The following is a 3,603-nucleotide window of genomic DNA, read 5'->3' on the forward strand; positions in this document are numbered from 1 at the left end:
AACACAACGATCCGAAGTCGTGCGCTAGAGAAGATATCTTTCGCTACCTATAACCCAGTCACGCGTGTGTCCAGCATCGATATCTGTCAATATTGATGTGTGTCGAATTCGATTCCGTTGACCGATGTGACCGTGCGGTGCTCACCGCTGGTCCGTGAGCCTCTGTCGGAGGGGCAGTCCGTCGACCTCGCGGCGGTGTTCAAGGCCCTGGCCGACCCGATCCGGCTGCGCCTGTTCAGCTTGATCGCCAGCCACGAGGGTGGCGAGGCGTGCGTATGTGACATCTCGCCGGCGGTGGACGTCTCGCAACCGACGATCTCGCACCACCTCAAGGTCCTCAAGACCGCCGGCCTGCTCGAGTCCGAGCGCCGCGCCTCGTGGGTGTACTACCGCGTCATCCCCGAAGTCCTGTCCTCGCTCGCCGGGATCCTGCAGTCCGGCGAACCCGCCACCTCGATGGAGGTTCTCTCGTGACCAGCCCCGCCCCGACGACCGAGCATCAGCCGGTCGTCGGCAAGCTCTCCACCCTCGACCGGTTCCTGCCGGTGTGGATCGGCGTCGCCATGGTCGCCGGCCTGCTGCTAGGCCGCATGATCCCGGGCCTGAACACCGCGCTGGAGAAGATCCAGGTCGACGGCGTCTCCCTGCCCATCGCGCTCGGCCTGTTGATCATGATGTACCCGGTGCTGGCGAAGGTCCGCTACGACCGCCTCGACACCGTCACCGGCGACCGCAAGCTCCTACTCGGCTCCCTCTTCCTGAACTGGATCCTGGGCCCGGCGCTGATGTTCGCCCTCGCGTGGCTCTTCCTACCCGACCTGCCCGTGTACCGCACCGGCCTCATCATCGTCGGCCTCGCCCGGTGCATCGCCATGGTCATCATCTGGAACGACCTCGCGTGCGGCGACCGCGAAGCCGCCGCCGTCCTCGTCGCACTGAACTCGGTGTTCCAGGTGATCATGTTCGCCGTCCTCGGCTGGTTCTACCTCTCGATCCTGCCCGGCTGGCTCGGCCTCGAACAGACGACGATCAGCACCTCGCCGTGGCAGATCGCCAAGTCGGTGCTGATCTTCCTCGGCATCCCGCTCCTCGCCGGCTACCTCTCCCGCCGGATCGGGGAGAAGACCAAGGGCCGCGACTGGTACGAAACGAAGTTCCTGCCCAGGATCGGACCGTGGGCGCTCTACGGGCTGCTGTTCACCATCGTCATCCTGTTCGCCCTGCAGGGCGAGCAGATCACCTCCCGCCCGTGGGACGTCGCGCGGATCGCCCTGCCCCTGCTGGTCTACTTCGCCGTGATGTGGGGCGGCGGGTACCTGCTCGGCGCCGTCATGGGCCTGGGCTACGAACGCACTACGACCCTCGCGTTCACCGCTGCCGGCAACAACTTCGAGCTCGCCATCGCCGTCGCGATCGCCACTTACGGCGCGACCTCCGGGCAGGCGCTGGCCGGGGTGGTCGGACCGCTCATCGAGGTACCCGTCCTGGTAGGCCTGGTCTATGTCTCGTTGGCCTTGCGCAAGCGATTCCCTCTGGCCCCGTCCACCGCCGCTAGTGCGGATCCGTCCAGGAGTGTGAACTGATGCCCGACAACGAAACCCGCACGCCGAGCGTGTTGTTCGTGTGCGTGAAGAACGGCGGCAAATCGCAGATGGCCGCCGGCCTGATGCGCAAGACCGCCGGCGAGGCCGTCGAGGTGCACTCGGCCGGGACCAAGCCGGGCTCCGCGGTCAACGGCCTGTCCGCCGAAGCCCTGGCCGAGGTGGGTGTCGACATCACCGGCGAGACCCCGAAGGCGATCGACCCTGAGTTGCTCGCCCGGGTGGATCTGGTGGTCACTCTCGGCCGCGAAGCCGTCGTCGACACCCCGGACGGCGTCGCGTTGGTCAACTGGGACACCGACGAGCCGTCGGAGCGGGGCATCGACGGGATCGAACGGATGCGCCTCGTGCGCGACGACATCGCCGCCCGCGTCACCGCGCTGGCAGCCGAACTCACCACCCGGTAGCGCCCCAGCAGCCCGGGAAGCTCGAGAAGCGGGAGAAAGTCGGATGAACGCCAACGCCACGACCGAGTCGGCCGGAACACCGGAACTGTTGATGCCCCAGGCCCTGCTGGCGCGGACCGCGGAGCGGCTCGCCGCCCAGTACCGCGGGATCGTCTCCGAGCAGACCGTCGAACGGGTCGTCTTCGAGTCCTACACCGCGCTGCGGCGCACCGCCCGCATCCACACTCACCTGGTGACTCTCGCCGGCCGGTTCGCCGCCGAGCGTCTCGCCGCCCTGGCGCAGTCGACTGGTGCGAGCACCAAGACCGTGCCCGAGGTGCTGTTCATCTGCGTCCACAACGCGGGCCGCTCGCAGATGGCTGCCGCGCTCCTGACACACCACGCGGCCGGGGCGGTGCACGTACGCTCCGCCGGCTCGCTTCCTGCCGCGGCCATCAACCCGATCGTCGAGCAGGCCATGACCGAGGTCGGACTCGACCTGGCCGCCGAGTTCCCCAAGCCGCTCACCGACGACGTGGTCGCGGCCGCGGACGTCGTGATCTCAATGGGCTGCGGCGACGCCTGCCCGGTCTACCCGGGCAAGCGGTACCTGGACTGGCAGGTCGCCGACCCCGACAACCACCCCATCGAGACCGTCCGCCTGATCCGCGACGACCTCGACCGCCGCGTCAAAGCCCTCCTCGCAGAGCTCCATCCCGCCACCACTTGACCCACCCCCTTTGATCGACCTGCTCGACGGCCCGCTCACCGCCGTCAGCGCCGCTGTGCCTGCTCCACCTCATTTGCCTGTTCTTGGAAGGGAACCGACACCCCATGTCTGCACGCAAGATCATCGCCATCGGCGGATCGGACGCCGGGATCTCCGCCGCCCTGCGGGCCCGCGAACTCGACCCCACCAGCGAGGTCACCGTGGTCGTCGCCGACGCCTACCCGAACTTCTCCATCTGCGGCATCCCTTACTACGTCTCCGGGGAGGTCACCCACTGGAGCAACCTCGCCCACCGCACCGCCGCCGACCTCGCCGCCACAGGCATGACCGTGCACACCGACACCAGAGCTACCGCGATCGAACCGGACGGACACCGCCTGACCGTCACCGGCCCCGACGGCACCGCCCGGGACCTCGACTACGACGCCCTCGTCATCGGCACCGGCGCCGTCTCCGTGCGGCCCCCGATCACCGGCCTCGACCACCTCGGCCCCGCTGACGGCGTGCACCTGCTGCACTCGATGGGCGACACCTTCGCCGTGATGAACACCCTCACCACCAAGGACCCGAAGACCGCGATCATCATCGGCGCCGGCTACATCGGCCTGGAAATGGCCGAAGGGCTCACCGCCCGCGGCATCACCGTCACCCAGATCGAAGCCCTACCCGAGGTGCTCCCCACCGTCGAACCCGAACTCGGCGCCCTCGTCCACGACGAACTGGTCCGCAACCGGGTCGACGTCCGCACCCACACCCTGGTCACCGCGGTCGACCGCACCGACACCGGCGCCCTGACCGTCACCACCAGCAGTGACGGCCAGAGCGATCACCTCACCGCCGATCTCGTGCTCGTCGTCGTGGGCGTGCGCCCCGACACCGACCTCGC

The 3,603-nt window shown here is 68.2% G+C and carries 5 protein-coding genes; all 5 read left to right on the forward strand.

Annotated features, from left to right (window positions below; all coding sequences use genetic code 11):
- Positions 1-99: 99 nt before the first annotated feature.
- A complete protein-coding gene (locus IJH84_RS10215; protein WP_295143200.1) occupies positions 100-474 on the forward strand; it encodes a metalloregulator ArsR/SmtB family transcription factor in 375 nt (124 codons plus the stop codon).
- Positions 471-1,583: an ACR3 family arsenite efflux transporter gene (gene arsB, locus IJH84_RS10220; protein WP_295143203.1), complete on the forward strand. Its 1,113-nt coding sequence runs from the start codon at positions 471-473 to the stop codon at positions 1,581-1,583. The genes IJH84_RS10215 and arsB overlap by 4 nt, the downstream gene beginning before the upstream one ends.
- Positions 1,583-2,008 carry a low molecular weight phosphatase family protein gene (locus IJH84_RS10225; RefSeq protein ID WP_295143206.1) on the forward strand — a complete coding sequence of 142 codons (426 nt, stop codon included), beginning with the start codon at positions 1,583-1,585 and terminating at the stop codon, positions 2,006-2,008. Before arsB ends, IJH84_RS10225 begins: the two co-directional genes overlap by 1 nt.
- Positions 2,009-2,051: 43 nt before the next feature.
- A complete protein-coding gene (locus tag IJH84_RS10230; RefSeq protein WP_295143209.1) occupies positions 2,052-2,717 on the forward strand; it encodes a three-helix bundle dimerization domain-containing protein in 666 nt (221 codons plus the stop codon).
- 104 nt (positions 2,718-2,821) lie between these two features.
- Positions 2,822-3,603: FAD-dependent oxidoreductase (locus IJH84_RS10235; protein ID WP_295143212.1), on the forward strand; the 782-nt coding region annotated here is incomplete at its 3' end.

The sequence above is a fragment of the Saccharopolyspora sp. genome, assembly GCF_017434145.1.
Lineage (GTDB): Bacteria > Actinomycetota > Actinomycetes > Mycobacteriales > Pseudonocardiaceae > Saccharopolyspora_C > Saccharopolyspora_C galaxeae.

Coding starts and splice junctions, on each gene's coding strand:
- IJH84_RS10225 (WP_295143206.1), top strand. CDS start 1,583: ATGCCCGACAACGAAACCCGCACGCCGAGCGTGTTGTTCGTGTGCGTG.
- IJH84_RS10230 (WP_295143209.1), top strand. CDS start 2,052: ATGAACGCCAACGCCACGACCGAGTCGGCCGGAACACCGGAACTGTTG.